The organism is Streptantibioticus ferralitis, from assembly GCF_029223525.1.
Lineage (GTDB): Bacteria > Actinomycetota > Actinomycetes > Streptomycetales > Streptomycetaceae > Streptantibioticus_A > Streptantibioticus_A ferralitis.
Window position 1 is genome coordinate 234,165 of record NZ_JARHTQ010000006.1, and the last position, 17,274, is coordinate 251,438.

Genomic DNA, 17,274 nt, shown 5'->3' on the forward strand with positions numbered 1-17,274 from the left:
GGTCTCCGTAACCTCAGGGCTGCCGTACCGAGTACAGCAGCAGATCTGCGAACTCCTCGGCCACCTGGGCGGCGGACAGCGGCCCGCCCTCGCGGTACCAGGTGCCCAGGTGGTGAACCGAGCCGAAGAAGAAGTCCACGACGAGATCGGGGCGCAGCTCGGCGCGGAAGGTCCCCTGCCGCCGGCCCTCCTCGACCAGCGCGCGGAACCGCTCGTGGTAGCGGCGGCGTTCGGCTCGTACCGCCTTCTGCTTCTCCGGGCTGAGCTGGTGCATCGACCGGAAGAAAATCTTGGTGTCGTCGAGGTTCTCGATGCTGGTCACCACGACGTCGGCGGCGGCGCGGTGCAGCCGTTCCGCCACCGTCCCGGTTCCCGAGGCGATCTCCTCCAGCCGTTCGGTCTGCAGTCGCAGCACCCGGGCGTACACCTCGTGCAGCAGGTCGTCCTTGCTGCCGAAGTAGTGGTACAGCGCGCCCTTGGTCACCCCGGCGGCCTCGACGATCTCCTGGACGGAGGTGCGGTCGAAGCCCCGGTCGGCGAAGAGGCGGGTGGCCTCGGCCAGCAGCCGTTGCGGTACCGCGGCCGCCTTGGTGTTGCCCCCGTGTGCCATGGCCGTTCCCTTCCTCTACGTACAGCCGCGTACCCCGCGGTGCCGGATCGACTGCCAGCGTACCGACCGGTACGCATCTAGCCCTGCCGTTGACCCGGTACCCCGCGCAGCTCACGGCGCAGGATCTTGCCGCTGGCGTTCTTCGGCAGTTCGGTGAGCAGTTCCACCTCGCGCGGGTACTTGTAGGCCGCCAGCCGGTCCTTGCAGTGCGCGACCAGTTCGTCGGGATCGGCGGAAGTACCCGGTTTGAGGCTCACGTACGCCTTGACGGTCTCGCCCCGGTACGGATCGGGAACGCCGACGACCGCCGCTTCGCGGACGGCCGGGTGGGTGTAGAGGACGTCCTCTACCTCGCGCGGCCAGACCTTGAAACCGGAGGCACTGATCATGTCCTTCTTGCGGTCGACCACGTACAGCCAACCCGTCTCGTCCATGAACCCGATGTCGCCGGTGCGCAGTTCACCGTCCGGCAGCGCGGCGGCCGACTCCTCGGGTCGCTGCCAGTAGCCGGGTACCACCATGGGGCCGCGCACCGCGATCTCGCCGTGCTCGCCGAACGGCACGTCGTGTCCCGTCTCGCCGATGATCCGGATCACCGTGTCGGGACCGGGGACGCCCACCGCCAGCGTGCCGGTGACCGGGTCCACCGGGGCCTTTTTGCCGGGCGGAACGTTGGCGCAGGCACCGGTGCACTCGGTGAGCCCGTAGCCGTTGCGCACGTAGTGGCCGTAGCGCTGCCGGAACTCCTCGACGATCGCCGGCGGCAGCGGGGCGCCGCCGGAGCTGACCGACCGGAAGGAGGCGAAGTCGTCGGCGGTGGTGTCGGGCCTGGACATCAGCGCGATGTAGGCGGTGGACGGGCCGACCATGTAGGCGGGCCGGTGCTCGCGGATGGCGTCCAGTACGACGCCCGTCTCGAACCGGTAGGCCAGTGCGAGCGTCGACGCGCCCGCGAGGGCGGCCGCGAGTTGGGAGACCATCCCGCTGATGTGGAACAGCGGCGCGAGCGCGAAGATCGTGGCGCCGTCGGGCAGTGCGAGGACGCGGCACTGGCGTTGGGCGTTGTACGCCATGTTGCCGTGGGTGTTCATGGCGCCCTTGGGGGTGCCGGTGGTGCCCGAGGTGTAGGTGAGCAGCGCGGCGTCGTCGGACGCGAGGGCGGGATCCGGCGGCGGTGCTCCCGCCGCGTCGCGGGCGGCGGCCAGCAGGTCGGGGGTGTCGTCGGGGCGGATCCGCTCGTCGGTGGGCAGCACCCGGTGGTCGTTGCGGCTCTGCAGATCCAACTCGCTGGTGGTCAGGGCGATCCCGACCGGCGAGTCGGCGGCGGTCTCACGGATGTACGACCGCCATGCGCGCTCATGGCAGACCAGCGCGGTCACCTGCGCGTCCCGCAGCACGTGGCCGAGCTCCCGGTTCTTGTACATCGGGCTGACCGGCACCGCGACGCCACCCGCCTTCCAGGCGCCGAGCAGCGCGAGAACGAACTGCGGGATGTTCTGCAGGACGATCGCGGCGCGGTCGCCGCGCCGGAACCCGTGGGACAGCAGGTGGTTGGCGATGCCGTCGGACAGTTCGTCGGCCTGGGCGTACGTCAGACGTCCGTCGAAGTAGGCGAGCGCGGTGCGGTCCGGCACCCGCCGCGCCGATGCACGGAACGCGTGCAGCATGCTGGGCGGCGGATCGGGCGGGGCGAGCTGCTCGGCGCTGAGGTGCTGGAGCCACGGCTTGTCCGCGTACTTCATGCCTGGCCGCCGTCAAGCCGGCGCTGCAGCTTGTTCATTCCCCCCAGCCAGCGGTCCGGGTTGGTGGCGCGGTTCGCGTAGTACTCGGCGACCTCGGGGTGCGGCAGGATCAGGAAGCGCTCGTCGGCGATTCCGGCGAGCACCGCGTCGGCGACCTGCTCGGGCTCGATCGCCGTGGGAGTCAGCACCAACTCCCCTTCGGCGCCGGTGCTGTCCAGCATGTTCGTGCGGACTCCCTGCGGGCAGACCGCATGCACGCCGACGCCGCGGTGCCGGTAGGTCAGCGACAGCCACTCGGCGAAGGCGAGCGCACCGTGCTTGGTCACCGAGTACGGGGCCGCGCCGATCATGGTCAGCAACCCGGCGGCGGAGACCGTGGCGACGAACCGGCCCTTGCCCCGGTCCAGCCACTCGGGCAGCAGTGCCCGCGCGGCGCGCACATGGGACATCACATTGACGTCCCAGGCCTGTGCCCAGTCCTCCTCCGACGCCTCGGGGCCGCCGCCGGTCGGCACGCCCGCGTTGGCGCAGTAGATGTCGATCGGCCCGTCGAGCGCGGTGCGGGCCTGCCGGATCAGTTCGGCGACGCCGCGCTCGCCGGCGGCGTCACCGGGGACGGCGGCCCCGCCGATCTCCTCGGCGACGGACTTCGCGGCGTCGGCGTCCAGGTCGTTGACCACGACGCGGGCCCCTTCGGCAGCGAATCTACGGGCCAGGGCGGCACCGATGCCGCGTCCTGCCCCGGTGACGACAATCCGTGTGTCCTGGTGCGCGCCCACGCCGGAGTCCCTTCGGTTCGTCGGATCGCCCCCGTCTGCGACAGCACGCATACTAACCAGTCGGTATGGCATCGGGAAGGGTCAACTTCACAGGCAGCTGGCCGGAACAGCGTCTTCCGGTGGCGATGAGTGCAGCTCACACTGGTCAGGGGCCAGCTCGGCGCGGGTAGGAACGGCAGGGGGCGGCAGGCCAATGGGGGCCATGGGTGTCGATCCGTACTGGACGGTGACCTTCGACACGGAGGGCAGCGCCGACGCCGAACAGCGCGACCGGCTGATACTGGGCGCGGCAGGGGCCGGGATCACCGACCTGATCGTCTTCGCGCACGGCTGGAACAACGACCTGACCACCGCCGTCCGCGTCTACCGCCGCTTCTTCACCCCGTTCCCCGCCCTGCTGGAACGCCGCCGTCCGGCCGCCACGGTGGGATACGCGGGCGTGTTCTGGCCCTCGCTGCGGTTCCTCGAGGAGCCGCTGGTGGACTACCGGCCCTCGGTGCTCGCCGAACAGGCCGCGAACCTGGCGATCCAACGCGGAGTCGACAAGGACACTCTGGACGGTCTCGTCAAGCTCTTTCCCGCGCGGGCCCAGGAGGTACGGCGCATGGCGGCGCTGCTGCGCGAGCGACCGGCGTCCCCGGACCGCCTGGCGGATTTCTTTGAGCTGGCGCGGCGGTTCGCGCCCGAAGCCCGGCTGGCGATGCTGACCGGTGACGCCGAGCGGATCTGCGAGGAGTTCGCCGCGGCGCTGGAGAGCACCGGCGCGGAAACGGTCCCGTTGGCGCGCGAGGGATCAGCGGACGCCCCCTCGTTCCGCCGGTGGAGCGGCGCCCGCGAAGTGCTGCGCCAGCTCGCCTACTACCGGATGTGCCAGCAGGCGGACGTCATGGGCGAGTCGGGGCTTGCCGCGCTGCTTGACCAACTCGCCGACGTGGCCTCGGACGTACGGATCCATCTGCTCGGCCACGGCTTGGGCGCACGGCTGGTGCTGGCCGGGCTGCGTGCCGCCACCTCGTCCGCCGCCTCGGTGACCCTGCTGCAGGGCACCTTTCCGCCGGGCACGCTGCGCGGCGCGCCGCGGCGGGTCAACGGGCCGCTGGTGGTGTGCCATTCGCGGTACGACGACGGCCTCGGCACGCTGTATCCGCTGGCCTGGCGAGCGTCCGGCAGCACCGGAGGCCCGGCCGCCGTGGGCTACGAAGGGATCCCTTCGGCGGACGACGCGGTCCGCCTCACACTGGCCGACACCTCGCCGAGGGCCGGGCGGCGCTTTCCGGAGTCCGGCCTGGTGAGCGTGGACGCCTCCAGCGTGGTCCGGCGCGGCTATCCGCCGATGGGTGCGCATATGGACATCTGCCATGCGGACCTGGCGCGGGTGGTGCTGCTGGCGGGGCGGATTCCGCATTAGCCGGTCCGCCGAGTTCCGTGAGGGTTCGCAGGTGTCGTCCGGCCGCCGGTCCGCATCTCGTGGTGGTTCCCTTCACGACGAATACCGCACGTGCGCTCCCGGAAGGCCGGGAACGCACGCGTGGTGGTGAACTCCTAGCGGTGTGCGGGGAATTCGACGACCTGCTGGTATGTCGGACGGTTCTGCCAGGAGATCCGGTCGTCGCCGACGCCGCCGAGCGGACGCTGGACGATGCTGTCCGCGCACCACTGGTCGCCCGCCGCGCAGCCGCCGCCGTCGCCCGGGTAGACCTGGTTCGCCGGGGTGGCCACGGCCTGCTTGAGGGTGGTCAGCAGCATCGACTGGCAGGCTGCGACATCGCCGTTGCCACAGTACTTCTGGGCGAAGCCGCCCTTGACCGGCTTGCCGAGCAGCGCCCGCAGGTCCTTGTCCACGTAGGACCACCAGCCGAACTGGAACGAGCTTCCGGCGTGCGAGCCGGTCGGTCCGTGCCCGGCCGAGGGCGATTCGTCGACCCCCAGGTTGGCGGTCAGCGCGTTGTACAGATCGCTGCCCAGACCGGGCTCGAACTCGCCCTTGACGAGCAGCGGCCACCAGGCGTCCATGACGCGGACCGCGTCGGAGTCGGCGTAGGTGTGCGAGCCGGGCGAGGTCTCCTGGCGCTTGGCGTCGTCGCTGCTCCAGTTCGCCAGCTCCTGCACGGTGTTGGCGAGCTGCGGATCGGTGATGGGCTTGCTGCGCAGCACGGCGAGCAGCTCGGGAAGCACGTCCTCACCGCGCAGGTCGGTGACGGCGGCGTCGGCCATCGCCTGGGTGAGCGCTGCACGGGTGACGCCGCCCTGCTTGACGAGCCGCTTGACCCGGTCGTCGAGCAGGTTGGCGCGGTGCAGGGACCCGTCGCCGAACCCGGATGTGCTGTAGTCCCTGGCCTGCTTGTTGTTCCAGGAGACGTAGTAGTTCTGGTCGATGGACTGCGGATGCTGGGACGGCGGGGTGGCCGCGGAGGTGTTGTCGGCCGGGTTGAAGCCCCGCCACTCGTAGCGCTGCTCCGCGAGCACCGGCAGCGCCGGGTCGACGCCCGCGGCCCGTGCCGGGTTGGTGCCCGAGTTGTAGTAGGCGATGTCCCGGGAGTCCGCGTAGAACCAGTTGAAGGTGTAGTTGATGTGCTGCGCCGCCTTCTGGAAGCTCCGGGCGTCATGCACGCAGCCGGGGTCGTTGAGCATCTGGAAGCCGATGATCGAGTCGGCCTCGTGCTGGTACGAGCTGCGCAGCGAGGTGTACGCGACGGGGTTGCCGCCGACCGTGGCACGGGCGGTCACCAGACCGTACCTGGTGCGGTAGACCTGCATCCGGTACGAGCCCGCGGCCGTGGAGTCGGCGAGCGTCGGCGACCAGGCGTCGGTGCGCTCCAGCTTCTCGAACGGCACGCAGCTTCCGTGCCACAGGTAGGAGTTGGACTGGGTGGTGGGCTTGTTACCGCTCGGGTCGCACAGTTCGACGGCGTAGGTGTCGGTGATGTCCTGGCCCGCGGAGGTGGCGCTCCACGCGTAGTCCTGGCCGCGGCCGAGTTCGACGTACATGCTCAGTCCGGCGAAGGCCGCACCTCGGGCGCTGATGCCCGGGCCCTGCAGTTCCTCACGTATCAGCAGTTGGGGTGCGAAGTAGCCGGTCTGCGGGCCGAACACGGCGACGGGGTGGCCGCTCGCGGTGTACCTGCCGGAGACCAGCAGCGCGTTGGACATGCCCTTCTTGGGCGAGGAGAACAGGTTGCCGGGAAGTACGCCGTTGTCGAACATGCCCTGCAGCGGCCGCAGTTTCGCCGGGGCGCGTACCGGGGTCCGGGCGGGCGCCCCGTTCCTGGCGGCGGCGGAGCCGGTGCGGTCGTAGACGAGGGGCTCCGGGGTGACCGAGCCCGGGTCGGGCAGGGCCTCGCCCTGGGCGTGGGCGGGCTGGTCCGCGTAGGGGAAGCTCTGCCCGTCGTGCAAGGTCAGGACCGCTTCGGGGTCGTTGCGCTCGCGGAAGGACTCCCAGACCTTGGTGCCCTCGGCGAGCCCGTACTTGTGCTGTGCGGCCTGCAGGGCGAGTGCGGACTGCACCTGGCCACCGCCGCCCGAGCCGAAGAGCGCGCCGACCACCGAGCCCAGCGCGATCAGGTCGGTCAGCTTGAACGGTTCGATCTCTCCGACGTTGGTGATGGGGTCGATATGGCCGGTGAGGTCGTACTCGCCGGGGAAGTACCGGCCGGGTTTGGCCTGGCTGATGTAGGTGTTGATACCGGCCACATAGGACTGCGCGTCGGCGAGCGCCTGTCTCCCGCGTGCCCCGTTGGACTTGACAAGCCGGTCCGCCTGGGCCTGCAGGTCGGCCTCGGTGTAGGGGGCGGCGCTGTAGAACTGCTGCTCAAGGCCCTGGTTGGCGGCGGCGCCGCCCGCGAAGGAGGTCAACTCACCGCGGCCGACATGCCGGAAGAGATCCATCAGCCAGAGCCGGTCCTGCGCCGCGGCGTATCCGGCGCCGAACTCGGTGCCGGTGCGGGTGGTGCCCTTGATGTGCGGGATGCCGGTGGCCTTGTCGCGGGTGATGGTGACGTCGGAGCGCGGGCTCTGCACGGATTCCACCTGGTCCGGCGGGACGCCGAACGAGGAGCTGTTGTAGAAGTCGCCGATGGTGGCGTCGGTCAGTGAGCCGTAGCCGCCGGGTAGGGCGCCGTAGGTGCCGAGTTGGTCGGTGCTGTGCGCCGGGTGGGTGCCGAACAACTTGTTGCCGAGGATGTCGGCGAGGGTGGCGTTTCCGTTCTCGCCGGGCGGCAGGACGTCGTCGCACTGGCCCTGGCAGTAGTCCTTGCCGGGGTCGGCGGCGACGGCCGCGTGGGGTACCGGCGCGATCAGGGTGACGCCGAGCGCGAGCAGCGTGGTTGCCGCCGCAGATCTGAGAGTGGGGGTGCGTCGTCGCATTCCTGCTCCTCCCTGAGGGGAATGCGACGGACGTTACCGGCGGTAGGGCCATGCGGGAAGGTGAACACACGTCACGTTTCCGATCTCGGCTGGATGTACAGCACTCCTCTCCACAACTCCTTCACGAGGGGAGCCAATTGCGGGCCCGGTACGTCCATTCCATAGCGCCACGAGTGATGTAGTCCACTGTGCTCCACTGTGACGGAGGTGGGACGAGATGGCCGGGTTCCGGAGTCTCGCGAGACGGGTACGCGATCCGCGGCTGATAGACGCCGAGCAACGCACCTCACTACGCCGATGCCTTGAGCGCTTCGCCCCGTACGGCCACCGGGCGACCTGGCACCACCTTTGCGTACGCGCCGGATTCGCGCCCGATGACCGACATCCACGCCAGGTGCAACTGATGGCGGCACTGGAGGAGTTGGAGGAGGCGAGAGCGGTATGGCTCGGCTACGAGGCGGAGTTCGCCGCCCGCCGCAAGCGTGAGAAGCATGACGGCATCCGCCGTCCGACCGGCCTCGACGACTGGCACCGGCGCACCTGGGGAGGGTACGGCGTCGCCTGGTGCGACGACCCTGCCGTGCATCCGACGGGACGGCTCGCCGACGTACTGCGCCGGCTGATCACCGCCCTGGACTCGGAGCCCGGCGACTCCTGCCCGGTGTGCGGCGCGACCCGCATCGCATGGCGGGAGGGCCTGCGCCATGATCCGGCGTCGGGGCCGGTCTGCACGGAGTGCGGCATCGTGGTTCCGGTGCCGGTGCTGTCCCCCGAAGCCCTGGAAGCGGCCCGGACGGCCGCGTGGGAGAGCCGGTACGCGGTGCGGTAGGGCCTCTCGGCCCGTCCCGCGGACCTTCCGGGGGCGGCGGCCGGTTCGGCACCGACGGCCGCCGCCGTAGAGGTACTCGCCGTTGCGGCGGTCGAACCCCGCCGCGACGGCGAACGACGACGTTGACACGCGGTCCCCGGCGAACCATGCTGAGCAAGCGCTTAGACAGTACGCGATCGCTCGCTCGACGTTACGCATGTGGGAGGCATCAGATGTCGCAGGCCAGGGTCTTCGCTTCGGTGGACGAGCTACGCGCTGCCGTCGGGGAGGAGTTGGGCCCCACGCCGTGGGTGGAGATCGACCAGAAGCGGATCGACCTGTTCGCCGAGGCGACCGGCGACCACCAGTGGATCCACGTCGACCCGGAGAAGGCCGCGCAGGGCCCGTTCGGCACCACCATCGCGCACGGGTATCTGACGCTCTCCCTCATCCCCTCGCTGATGCCGGAGCTGATGCGGGTCGAGGGCGTGCGGATGGGCGTCAACTACGGGGTGAACAAGGTGCGCTTCCCGGCCCCGGTGCCGGTCGGCTCACAGCTGCGGGCGTCCGCGCAGATCGCCGAGGTGAGCGAGATGCCGGAGGGCGTGCAGCTGGTCACCCGGATCACCATCGAGCGGGCGGGCGGGGACAAGCCGGTGTGCGTGGCGGAGACGGTCGCCCGCTTCTACCTGTGAGCCGGGTGGCTCCGGGCGCTGTGCCTCCTTGAACTCCGCTGCCGGGAACGGGCGGTGCGCTGCCGGGAACTGGCGGTGCGTTACTGGGAACGGACCGCGCTAGACCGGCCGCACCATCCGCAGCACCAGGTCGGCGTAGAGCTCGCCGATCTCGTCGGGGGTACGGCGGCCGGCCGGGTTGAACCAGCGCGCCACGTCGATGCACAGGGAGAGTACGGCCAGCGTCGTGCCGGAGACATCGAGGACGTCGAAGTCACCGGAGCGCACGCCGTCCTCGATGATCGACCGCATCACCGCCTCGCTGCGCCGCCGCAGCTCGACGATCTCCGTGTGGTGCTCGGGGCCGAGCGCGCCCAACTCGTACTGGACCACCCGGCCGGTGGTGTGGTACTCGGCGTGCCAGCGGACGAAGGAGCGGACCGCGGTGCCCAGCCGGTCGGCCGGGGTGCCGCCGCTCTCGGCGGCCTGCCGCAGCAGGGCGAGGGAGCGCTGGTGGCCCACGCTGCTGATCTGGTAGAGCAGTTGTTCCTTGGTTTTGTAGTGGATGTAGAGCGCGGCCGGGCTCATACCTGCGCGCCCCGCGATGTCGCGGGTTGTCGTCGCGTGATAGCCACGCTCGGCGAAGGCCTCGACGGCAGCGATCACCAACCGCCTGGCCGCGTCCGGAGTGATGTCGCTCCACGCCTCGGTGTTCGGTTCCGTCGCCTCCACATCCATGGCGGACACCTTACAACGGGGGTGAGCAAGCGCTTAGCCGCCTTCCGCGGGGGATGGATGGCATTCCGGAGGGTACCCCCGGGCCCCCGTCGCGGGGTGGGCCGTTCTGCCGGGGGATTCCCCCGGCCCCCTCCGTCGGGACGGGCCGCTCCTGCGAAGGACCGCCCAGCCCCTCTGTCGGCGACGGGCTGCCGTGGACTTGCCCCAGCCCCCTTCGTTAGGGGGACGCGCTGCTGCTGCGCAGGACTCGCCCCGGACACCCTTCGCGGGGGACGGACTGCCCTGCCGGGAGTTGCCCCAGCCCCCTTCGTGGGGGACGGGTCGCTCTGCCGCAGGATTCGGCCCGGACCCCTCCGCCGGGGACGGGCTGCTCCTCCGCAGGATTTCCGCGCGTTCCCGCAGCGGACGGGGACTGCTCTGCCGTCGGTTCCCCCGGGGCCTGCCGCGGGCGCGGCTGTTTGTCCGCGGGATTCCCCCGGCCCCCCGTGTGCCGGAGGCATCGCCGGGGTCCGCGTTCAGAAGGCGGAGGTTCCGGTCAAGGCGCGGCCTATCAGGAGTTTGTGGATCTGGGTGGTGCCCTCGTAGAGGGTCATCACCCGGGCGTCGCGGAGCAGCTTGCCTACCGGGTACTCGTCGATGTAGCCGTAACCGCCGAAGACCTGGAGGGCGTTGTTCGCGCAGCGTACCGCCGCCTCGCTGGCGTACAGCTTGGCCGTGGAGGACTCGGTGGCGAACGGCAGGCCGCGGTCGATGTGGTCCGCCACCTGCCAGGTCAGCAGGCGGGCCGCGGCCACGTCCACGGCGATGTCGGCGATCAGCTCCTGTACGAGTTGATGCTGCGCGATCGGCGTACCGAACTGCTCACGCTCCCCCGCGTAGTCCACCGCCGCGTCCAGGCATGCCTGCGCGATCCCCACGCACCCCGCCGCCACCGACATCCGGCCCTTGGCGAGCGCGGACATGGCGACCGAGAAGCCCTTGCCTTCGGGGGCGATCATCGCGGTGGCGGGCACCCGGGCCCCGTCGAGCACGATCTCGGCGGTTGCCTGGCCGCGCAGCCCCAGCTTTCCGTGGATCTCGCGGCGCTCCAGACCCGGGGTGTCGGTGGGGACCAGGAACGCGCTGATGCCCTTGTGACCGGGCTCGGCGCCGGTACGGGCGAAGAGCAGGACGACATCCGCCCAGGTCCCGTTGGTGATGAACATCTTGGAGCCGGTGATGACGTAGTCATCACCGTCCCGCACCGCCCGGGTGGTGAGGTTGGCCGCATCGGATCCGGTGCCCGGTTCCGTGAGGCCGAAGCAGCCGACTGCCTCGCCGGAGCAGAGCCGGGGCAGCCACTCCCGCTTCTGCGCCTCGCTGCCCCACGCCGCGATGGACTTGGCCACCAGGCCCAGCGAAACCGAGACGATCCCGCGCACCGACGAGTCCCCGCGCCCCAACTCCTCGGTGACCAGGCAGTACGCGAGGTGGTCGCCGCCACAGCCGCCGTACTCCTCGGGGATCGTCAAGCCCAGGAAACCCAGATCTCCCAGTTTCTTCACGATGCCGCGATCGACGCTCTCCGCACGGTCCCAAGCCGCCGCGTGTGGGGTGACCTCGCGGTCCACGAAGTCCCTGGCGAGTTGCCGGACGGCGGCCTGTTCCTCGGTCAGCTCCAGGTCCACGGCGCATCCCCTGTAAATTAGCAGTGCTAGTTTTCGATGGGCAGCCCCTACTATGTGCCGCATGGCACGCCCCCGCAAGCCCCTGCTCAGCCGGGACCGCATCGTCGCGGCAGCCCTGGCGGTGGTGGACGCGGAGGGCCTGCAGGCGGTCTCGACCCGCCGCCTCGCCGCCGAACTGGGCGTCAGCGGGCCGTCGTTGTACAACCACTTCCGTACGAAGGACGAGATCCTGGACGCGGTCGCGGACACCGTCGTCGCCCAGGTCGACCTGTCGATGTTCGAGGACGGCACGCACTGGCCGGAGGCGCTCGTGGGCTGGGCCCGTTCCTATCGCGCCGCGCTGGCCGCCCATCCGAACATCGTGCCCTTCCTGGCCCAGGGGCCAGGCCGCCGTCCGGCGGGGCTGCGGCTCGCGGACGCCGTCTTCGGCGGCATGGTGGACGCGGGCTGGCCGCCCGCGTACGCCACCCGGATCGGCGCGATGATGCGGTACTTCGTCGCCGGGTCGGCGCTCGGCTCCTTCGCCCGAGGCTTCGTGGGCGACCCGAGCGCCTACGACCCGGCCGACTATCCGCATCTCGGCCAGGCCCATTTGCTCGCCGAGCACCAGCAGCGGGTGGACGAGGGCGCGTTCGAGACGGGGCTGCGCGCGCTTGTCGACGGCCTGGCCGTCCAGTTCGAGCAGTTGCGCTAGCGCTGGCCAGCTCGGGCCGGTCTTCGTTGGGTCGCGGTCGGCTCGACACCGCCGGTCCCAGCCGTGGGGGTTGCTCACCGTCACACGACGAGCTGGACCGGCGGTCAGGAAACCAGGCTCAACCCCCGACACCCCTGCGGCGCAAGGGTCTAGAAGACCACCAGCGCGCGGCCGCCGCGTCCCGCGAGCATCGCGTCGAACGCGGCCGGGATCCCGTCGAGTCCGATCCGCTCGGTCACCATCGCGCCGAGGTCCAGCCGTCCGGCGCGCACATGCCCGGCGAGCACCGGCAGGTCCTTCGCCGGGTCGCTGTTGCCGTACACACAGCCGGTCAGGGTGCGGGCGAAGTGGAAGAGCTCCAACGCGCTGAAGGTGACCTGCTGCTCCTTGCCGCCGATGCCCACGACCGTGGTACGGCCGCCGCGCCGGGTCGAGGACCAGGCAGTGCGGATGGTGTCGGCGCGGCCGACGCACTCGATCGCGGCATCCGCCCCATGGCCGCCGGTGAGCTTGCGGATCCGCTTGGCGGTCTCATCGGAGGCCAGCACGAAGTCGGTGGCTCCGGCGGCGCGCGCCAACTCCTCCTTCTCCGGGGAGACATCGACGGCGATGACGGCTGCCGCTCCCGCGATCCGAGCCGACTGGATCACCGAGAGTCCGACACCGCCGACACCGAAGACGGCGACCGACTCATCCTGGCGCAACCGGGTGGCGTGGTGCACCGCGCCGTACCCGGTGAGCACCGCGCACCCCAGCAGCGCGGCCTCGGTCAGCGGCACCCCGTCCGGCAACGGCAGCACCGCGCCCGCGGCCACCACGGTCTCCTCGGCGAACACGGCGGTGCCCAGCCCCGGGTACAGCTCGGCGCCGTCCGACGGACGCTTGGCGTACGGGTCCGCCGCCCCCGCCGCGGCGTTGGCGCACAGCCATGGCTCGCCCAGTCCGCAGAAGTGGCAACCACGGCAGGACGGTGCCCAGTTGAGGACCACCCGGTCCCCGGGCGCGACGGCGGTGACGTCCTCGCCCACCGCGACGACCGTGCCCGCGCCCTCATGCCCGAGCACCGCGGGGACGGGTTGCCGCAGCGTGCCGTTGGCCAGCGACAGATCGGAGTGGCACACCCCGGCCGCGGCGAGCCGGACCCGCACCTGGCCCGGACCTGGGTCCGGCAGATTGATCTCGGCGAGCTCCAACGGGGCACCCACAGCGGGCAGTACGGCGGCGCGGACCATGGTCTCTCCTCGACGAAGGGGGCAAACGACGGGTGATCAGAACTGCAGGGACTTGGTCTGCAGGAACTCGGCCAGGCCGTGCGAGCCGAGCTCGCGCCCGATGCCGGACTGCTTGTATCCGCCGAAGGGGGCAAGCGGGTTGAACCGGCCGCCGTTGATGTCCACCTGACCGGTCTCCATGCGGCGGGCGAACTCGACCGCCTCCGCCTCGTCGGCGGCCCAGACGGCCCCGGCCAGTCCGTAGACCGTGCCGTTGGCGATCTCCAGGGCCTGCTCCTCGTTCTCGTACCGCATGATCGACACCACCGGCCCGAAGATCTCCTCCTGGGCGATGGTCATGTGCGGTGTCACATCGGCGAAGACCGTCGGGCGGACGAAGTATCCGCGCTCGCGGCCCTCCGGCGCCTCGGGACCGCCCGCGACCAACCGGGCGCCCTGCTGGACGCCCGTGGCGATGTAGCCGCGCACCCGGTCCCGCTGCTTGGCGTTGACCAGTGGGCCGAGGCGGGTGTCCGGGTCGGTGGGGTCGCCGGGGACGTACTTGGCCGCCGTGGCCCTGGCGAGCTCGACCGCCTCCTCGTAGCGATCGGCGTCCACCAGCATCCGGGTCCAGGCGCTGCAGGTCTGGCCGGAGTTGGCCATGACGTTCGCGATGCCGATGTTGACCGCACGGCCCAGATCGGCGCTCGGCAGGATGACGTTGGCGGACTTGCCGCCGAGTTCCAGCGCCACCCTCTTCACCGAGCGCGCGGCGGTGGCCGCGATCAGCTTGCCGACGGCCGTCGATCCGGTGAACGAGACCAGGTCCACGCCGTCGTGCTCGGCGAGAGCCTGCCCGGCCACCGGTCCAAGGCCGGTGACCAGGTTGAACACGCCCGCGGGGAAGCCCGCATCGTGCACCGCCTCGGCGAAGATCCGCGCGACCATCGGGGTGTCCTCGGCGGGCTTGAGGACGACCGTGCACCCCGCGGCCAGCGCGGGCACCACCTTGGCGACGATCTGGTGCAGCGGGTAGTTCCAGGGTGTGATCGCCCCGACGACGCCCATGGGTTCGTGGTGGACGACGGAGTTCCCGACCTTCTCGGTGAACTCGTACGTCTCCAGCAGCTTGGCGTAGGAGGCGGCGACCGCGGTGGGCATGTCGGTGTGGACCTTGCCGCTGAAGGCGAGCGGAGCGCCGAGTTCGGCGGTCACGGTCCGCGCGATCTCCTCGCGACGGCCGCTGAGCTGTTCACTGAGCGCGGCGATCCGGGCGGCGCGCTCGGCGGGCGGCGTCTCGGCCCAGTCGCGGAAGGCGGCACGCGCGGCGCGTACCGCGCGGTCCACGTCCTCGGCCGTTCCGGCCGGTACCGAGGCGATCACCCGCTCGTCCACCGGGTTCACCACCTCGACCCGGTCCGGGCCCGCGGCCTGCCGCCACTCGCCGTCGATGTACATCCCGTAGTGAGTCTGCACGTCGTTGTCCTCCCGGATTCAACGCCGTCGGCCGACAGGCCGTCCTGGGGGGCGGTGGCCGGGCGACGGGTTCAACGCCGCCGGCCGACGGGCCGTCCTTGAGGGGCGGTGGTCGGGCGACGGATTGAACGCCGTCGGCCGACAGGCCGTCCTTGGGGGGCGGTGGTCGGGCGACGGGTGGGCGGATGCCCCGACCACTCAAACTAGCGGCGCTAGTTGCCGGGGCACCAGCAGGCCCGGGGTGATTGACGGCACGCCGTTGGAATCCTACGGTCATCTATAGGATTCAGGACTCGCAGCGCGGGAGCACGCCATGGGCAGCACACAGGACGGGGTAGGCAACGGCGTCGAGGCGGCCCGCAAGGCCGCCGAGGCGCTCACATACTCCTCCGGCTTCGGAAACGAGCACGTCAGCGAGGCCGTGCCGGGCGCGCTGCCGGTCGGCCGCAACTCGCCGCAACGCGCACCGCTCGGGCTGTACGCGGAGCAGCTGTCCGGCACCGCGTTCACCGAGCCGCGCCACCACAACCGGCGCAGCTGGCTCTACCGGATCCGGCCGTCGGCGGCGCATCCGCCGTTCTACCGGATCGACAACAAGCACCTGCGCAGCGCACCCTTCACCGAGGCCGTGCCGGACCCCAACCGGTTGCGCTGGAACCCGCTGCCCGTACCGCAGGAACCGACCGACTTCCTGGACGGCCTGGTGACCGTCGGCGGCAACGGGGATGTGCTGCAGCGCACCGGCGTCGGCATCCACTGGTACGCGGCCAACCGCTCCATGACCGACCGGGTCTTCTCCGACGCCGACGGCGAGCTGCTGATCGTCCCGGAGCGCGGCGGGCTGCTGCTGCGCACCGAGTTGGGGCTGCTGCGCGCCGAACCTGGGCACATCGCGCTGATCCCGCGCGGGGTGCGGTTCCGTGTCGAGTTGCTGGACGCCGAGGCGCGCGGCTATGTGTGCGAGAACTACGGCCAGCCGTTCCGCCTTCCCGACCTCGGCCCGATCGGCGCCAACGGCCTGGCGAACGCACGGGACTTCCTGGCGCCGGTGGCCGCGTACGAGGACCGCCAGGAGCCGGTCGAGGTGGTGAGCAAGTTCGGCGGCGGCCTGTGGACCGCCACCTACGACCACTCACCGCTGGACGTCGTCGCCTGGCATGGCAACTATGTGCCCTATGTCTACGATCTGCACCGGTTCAACGTGATCGGCTCGATCTCCTACGACCACCCGGATCCGTCCATCTTCACGGTGCTCACCTCGCCGACCGACACCCCGGGCCTGGCGGGCGTGGACTTCGTGGTGTTCGCACCGCGCTGGCTGGTGGGCGAGGACACCTTCCGGCCGCCGTACTTCCACCGCAACGTGATGAGCGAGTTCATGGGCCTGGTGGAGGGCGCCTACGACGCGAAGGCGGAGGGTTTCGTGCCCGGCGGCTCGTCGCTGCACAACATGATGTCCGCGCACGGCCCTGATCGGGAGACGTTCGACAAGGCCAGCGCCGCCGAACTCAAGCCGCAGAAGGTCGACGACGGCCTGGCGTTCATGTTCGAGACCCGCTGGCCGGTGGTGCCGACCACGCAGGCGCTGCACGCGGACCACCGACAGCAGGGCTACGACGCCGTATGGCAGGGTCTGGAGCGACACTTCAGGGCCTAGCCGTCCTCGATCACACGCACGCCGGAGCGAACTTGACCTTTTTCGCCCCCGATTCGATCACCCTGAACCGCAAGCTCCCGTTGTGGTACCAGGTGTCGCAGTCGCTGCGCGCCTCGATACTCGGCCGCGGTGCGGACGCGCCGCTCCGGCTGCCGACCGAGGACGACCTCGCCGCGCACTACGGCGTCAGCGTGCTCACCATGCGGCAGGCGCTGAAGTCCCTTGAGGAAGAGGGGCTGATCAGCCGGCACCGGCGGCGGGGCACCTTCATCGAACCGGGGGCGCGGCGCACCGCTCCGGTGCGGCTGCTGGGTTCGGTCGACGCGATCGTGGCCCAGCAGTCCGGAATGCGGGCCACGATCCTCGGACACGGCGCGGTACCGGTCCCCGCCGACCTCAGCGAGCACTTCCCCACGGCGGAGGAGGTCGTCTCCTACCGCAGACTGCGGCGCGACGAGAGCGGAGAGCCGACCAACTGGGCGGAGAACCACGTCCTTCCGGAACTGGCCGCCCGCATCGACCTCGCCGATCTCGAACACTGGCCGATGACCAAGGTGCTGCGGGACCGCCTTGGCGTGCGGATCAACCGGATCACCGACACGGTGGAGGCCAGGCTGGCCGATCCGGAGACCGCACGGCTGCTGGAGGTGCCGCTGTGCAGCCCGATCCTGCACTACACGGGGGTCACCTACGACGAGAGCGGCCGGGCGGTCGACGTGGTGCGCATCCACTACCGCGGCGACCGGTTCTCGTTCTCGGTCACCATGGAGGCGCGGTACTGATGCGCCTTGCGGCGTCGGCCCGGGCGAGGGGTGCCGGCGGGGGGTCCGGGGGTCATGCCCCGGGAAGGCGCAGC

At 70.8% G+C, this 17,274-nt stretch carries 14 protein-coding genes; 6 read left to right on the plus strand and 8 right to left on the minus strand.

What is annotated here, in order from left to right; all coding sequences use genetic code 11:
- Positions 1 to 13 precede the first annotated feature (13 nt).
- The 3 genes from P2L57_RS12070 to P2L57_RS12080 all read right to left on the minus strand — a co-directional run bounded on the left by P2L57_RS12070 (position 14) and on the right by P2L57_RS12080 (position 3,131).
- Positions 14 to 610: a TetR/AcrR family transcriptional regulator gene (locus tag P2L57_RS12070; protein WP_275812570.1), complete on the minus strand. Its 597-nt coding sequence runs from the start codon at positions 608 to 610 to the stop codon at positions 14 to 16.
- Between the two features lie 77 nt (positions 611 to 687).
- Positions 688 to 2,352, minus strand: coding sequence for an AMP-binding protein (locus tag P2L57_RS12075; RefSeq protein WP_275812573.1), 1,665 nt, complete (start codon positions 2,350 to 2,352; stop codon positions 688 to 690).
- Positions 2,349 to 3,131: an SDR family oxidoreductase gene (locus P2L57_RS12080; protein ID WP_275812577.1), complete on the minus strand. Its 783-nt coding sequence runs from the start codon at positions 3,129 to 3,131 to the stop codon at positions 2,349 to 2,351. Before P2L57_RS12080 ends, P2L57_RS12075 begins: the two co-directional genes overlap by 4 nt.
- 202 nt (positions 3,132 to 3,333) lie before the next feature.
- Here P2L57_RS12080 and P2L57_RS12085 point away from each other — a divergent pair, with 202 nt between their 5' ends.
- Positions 3,334 to 4,539, plus strand: coding sequence for a hypothetical protein (locus tag P2L57_RS12085; RefSeq protein ID WP_275812580.1), 1,206 nt, complete (start codon positions 3,334 to 3,336; stop codon positions 4,537 to 4,539).
- A gap of 134 nt (positions 4,540 to 4,673) precedes the next feature.
- Here the strand turns inward: P2L57_RS12085 and P2L57_RS12090 are convergent, their stop codons facing one another.
- The gene (locus P2L57_RS12090) at positions 4,674 to 7,493 is read right to left on the minus strand and encodes a penicillin acylase family protein (protein WP_275812582.1); all 2,820 of its coding nucleotides are present in this window, start codon (positions 7,491 to 7,493) and stop codon (positions 4,674 to 4,676) included.
- A 217-nt stretch (positions 7,494 to 7,710) separates the two neighbouring features.
- Between P2L57_RS12090 and P2L57_RS12095 the strand changes: the two genes are divergently transcribed.
- Entirely contained in the window at positions 7,711 to 8,322 is a 612-nt protein-coding gene (locus P2L57_RS12095; protein WP_275812585.1) for a hypothetical protein, read from the plus strand.
- A gap of 212 nt (positions 8,323 to 8,534) precedes the next feature.
- Positions 8,535 to 8,996: a MaoC family dehydratase gene (locus tag P2L57_RS12100; RefSeq protein WP_275812588.1), complete on the plus strand. Its 462-nt coding sequence runs from the start codon at positions 8,535 to 8,537 to the stop codon at positions 8,994 to 8,996.
- A 99-nt stretch (positions 8,997 to 9,095) separates the two neighbouring features.
- Here P2L57_RS12100 and P2L57_RS12105 read toward each other — a convergent pair whose 3' ends face one another.
- Together P2L57_RS12105 and P2L57_RS12110 are read right to left on the minus strand one after the other, a co-directional pair.
- A complete protein-coding gene (locus tag P2L57_RS12105) occupies positions 9,096 to 9,713 on the minus strand; it encodes a TetR/AcrR family transcriptional regulator (protein ID WP_275812592.1) in 618 nt (205 codons plus the stop codon).
- Between the two features lie 515 nt (positions 9,714 to 10,228).
- Entirely contained in the window at positions 10,229 to 11,380 is a 1,152-nt protein-coding gene (locus tag P2L57_RS12110) for an acyl-CoA dehydrogenase family protein (protein ID WP_275812595.1), read from the minus strand.
- A 61-nt stretch (positions 11,381 to 11,441) separates the two neighbouring features.
- On the opposite strand from P2L57_RS12110, the gene P2L57_RS12115 reads away from it, so the two are divergent.
- On the plus strand, positions 11,442 to 12,074 hold the full coding sequence (locus P2L57_RS12115) for a TetR/AcrR family transcriptional regulator (protein WP_275812598.1): 633 nt from the start codon (positions 11,442 to 11,444) through the stop codon (positions 12,072 to 12,074).
- Between the two features lie 149 nt (positions 12,075 to 12,223).
- Here P2L57_RS12115 and P2L57_RS12120 read toward each other — a convergent pair whose 3' ends face one another.
- Together P2L57_RS12120 and P2L57_RS12125 are read right to left on the minus strand one after the other, a co-directional pair.
- Positions 12,224 to 13,306: a zinc-binding dehydrogenase gene (locus P2L57_RS12120; RefSeq protein WP_275812601.1), complete on the minus strand. Its 1,083-nt coding sequence runs from the start codon at positions 13,304 to 13,306 to the stop codon at positions 12,224 to 12,226.
- 36 nt (positions 13,307 to 13,342) lie between these two features.
- Positions 13,343 to 14,761: an aldehyde dehydrogenase family protein gene (locus P2L57_RS12125; RefSeq protein ID WP_275812604.1), complete on the minus strand. Its 1,419-nt coding sequence runs from the start codon at positions 14,759 to 14,761 to the stop codon at positions 13,343 to 13,345.
- Between the two features lie 313 nt (positions 14,762 to 15,074).
- Between P2L57_RS12125 and hmgA the strand changes: the two genes are divergently transcribed.
- Together hmgA and P2L57_RS12135 are read left to right on the plus strand one after the other, a co-directional pair.
- Complete coding sequence (gene hmgA, locus P2L57_RS12130) at positions 15,075 to 16,418, plus strand: homogentisate 1,2-dioxygenase (protein WP_275812607.1); 1,344 nt, start codon at positions 15,075 to 15,077, stop codon at positions 16,416 to 16,418.
- A 32-nt stretch (positions 16,419 to 16,450) separates the two neighbouring features.
- Complete coding sequence (locus tag P2L57_RS12135; RefSeq protein WP_275812610.1) at positions 16,451 to 17,200, plus strand: GntR family transcriptional regulator; 750 nt, start codon at positions 16,451 to 16,453, stop codon at positions 17,198 to 17,200.
- Positions 17,201 to 17,274: the final 74 nt, after the last annotated feature.

Excerpts from the sequence above, each read along its gene's own strand:
- P2L57_RS12115 (WP_275812598.1), top strand. The coding sequence starts at position 11,442 with ATGGCACGCCCCCGCAAGCCCCTGCTCAGCCGGGACCGCATCGTCGCG.
- P2L57_RS12095 (WP_275812585.1), top strand. The coding sequence starts at position 7,711 with ATGGCCGGGTTCCGGAGTCTCGCGAGACGGGTACGCGATCCGCGGCTG.
- P2L57_RS12100 (WP_275812588.1), top strand. The coding sequence starts at position 8,535 with ATGTCGCAGGCCAGGGTCTTCGCTTCGGTGGACGAGCTACGCGCTGCC.
- P2L57_RS12070 (WP_275812570.1), bottom strand. The coding sequence starts at position 610 with ATGGCACACGGGGGCAACACCAAGGCGGCCGCGGTACCGCAACGGCTG.
- P2L57_RS12085 (WP_275812580.1), top strand. The coding sequence starts at position 3,334 with ATGGGTGTCGATCCGTACTGGACGGTGACCTTCGACACGGAGGGCAGC.
- hmgA (WP_275812607.1), top strand. The coding sequence starts at position 15,075 with ATGGGCAGCACACAGGACGGGGTAGGCAACGGCGTCGAGGCGGCCCGC.
- P2L57_RS12120 (WP_275812601.1), bottom strand. The coding sequence starts at position 13,306 with ATGGTCCGCGCCGCCGTACTGCCCGCTGTGGGTGCCCCGTTGGAGCTC.
- P2L57_RS12090 (WP_275812582.1), bottom strand. The coding sequence starts at position 7,493 with ATGCGACGACGCACCCCCACTCTCAGATCTGCGGCGGCAACCACGCTG.
- P2L57_RS12105 (WP_275812592.1), bottom strand. The coding sequence starts at position 9,713 with ATGGATGTGGAGGCGACGGAACCGAACACCGAGGCGTGGAGCGACATC.
- P2L57_RS12075 (WP_275812573.1), bottom strand. The coding sequence starts at position 2,352 with ATGAAGTACGCGGACAAGCCGTGGCTCCAGCACCTCAGCGCCGAGCAG.